The organism is Synechococcus sp. H55.11 (assembly GCF_047462475.1).
GTDB lineage: Bacteria > Cyanobacteriota > Cyanobacteriia > Thermostichales > Thermostichaceae > Thermostichus.
Map to the genome: position 1 here is coordinate 1 of NZ_JANSJI010000293.1, position 700 is coordinate 700.

1 protein-coding gene is annotated in these 700 nt (G+C 54.3%); it reads right to left on the bottom strand.

Features of this window, described 5'->3' with window-relative positions:
* Positions 1 to 40: 40 nt before the first annotated feature.
* Positions 41 to 463, bottom strand: coding sequence for a heavy metal-responsive transcriptional regulator (locus NW853_RS11860; RefSeq protein ID WP_414349108.1), 423 nt, complete (start codon positions 461 to 463; stop codon positions 41 to 43).
* Positions 464 to 700 lie beyond the last annotated feature (237 nt).

Consider the following 700-nt stretch of genomic DNA (forward strand, 5'->3'; position numbering starts at 1 on the left):
TGCCAAGCATTAGCAGAAAATGGTGCAAGGGGTTCTCTTGTCATGGGTTATCGAGCTGTTGTTGGAAGATAGTGCAAGAGGAACTTTTCTCTTGTTCGGAAAATTTCTGTTGACACTGTTCAATAAGTGTCGATAGCTCCCCTTTGAGTTCCTGCAGATGGGCAATTGACTTATCGATTTGTCTAAGTTTTTCCGTTAGCTTTACGTACACCTGCCAGCAGGGCAGAGCTTGCCCGTTCTCCTGAAGCAAGAGCAGTTCTTTGATCTCGGCCAGGGTAAGTCCCAAAGCCTTGGCGCGGGCAATAAAAGCCAGCCGCTCCAGCTCAGGCTCCCCGTAGAGGCGATAGCCCCCCTCCGTCCTGCGCGGTTTGGGAATGAGCCCCAGGCGCTCGTAGAAGTAGAGGGTTTGGGGACTGATGCCCAACTTCTCGGCTACCTGACCCACCCGCAGCAGTTCAGACATGCCCGGTTCTATACCCTCTCTCCAGCAGCTCTCCTAGCCTAAACCCTATAGCTAACTACAAGGTCAAGAGGGATCCCCCGCAAGGCCCACCCCGGCAAAGAGAGCCGCAAGAGCCCACTGGCTTGAAGTAAGCCTGCTAACCTATTAGGGTAGTCCTTCGAGAAGCCCTGGCCTAGATTCGGCATGACTGCTGCACCTGCCCTCGCCCATCTGCCCAGCCAGTACAACCCCTTTGAG